This window comes from Hymenobacter defluvii (assembly GCF_017589435.1).
Taxonomy (GTDB): Bacteria; Bacteroidota; Bacteroidia; order Cytophagales; family Hymenobacteraceae; genus Hymenobacter; species Hymenobacter profundi.
In genome coordinates, this window is the sequence record NZ_JAGETX010000145.1 from 1 (window position 1) to 248 (window position 248).

The window sequence follows — 248 nt, forward strand, 5'->3', positions numbered from 1 at the left end:
TTGTATATACAGTCTTAAGACTCTTTCTCTACCTGGGTGTAGCTCAACTCCATGGGAGTGCTTCGGCCAAATATCTTCACGATAACGTTGAGCTTCTTCCGCTCTTCGAATACCTCGGAAACCGTACCAGAGAAGCCGTTGAAATTGGTATCTATGATTTTCACCAAGTCTCCTACGATGAATGGAGTTTCCAGCGTAGCTGTCTGCTCTTCCGTCTCGTCCACGATACCCAGAATACGGTTTACCTC

General features: G+C 46.4%; 1 protein-coding gene. It reads right to left on the bottom strand.

Annotated elements, in window-relative coordinates; all coding sequences use genetic code 11:
• Nucleotides 1–14: 14 nt before the first annotated feature.
• Nucleotides 15–248, bottom strand: a 234-nt coding sequence (gene nusG / locus J4D97_RS23375; RefSeq protein WP_432207239.1) for a transcription termination/antitermination protein NusG, incomplete at its 5' end; no start/stop codon positions are given.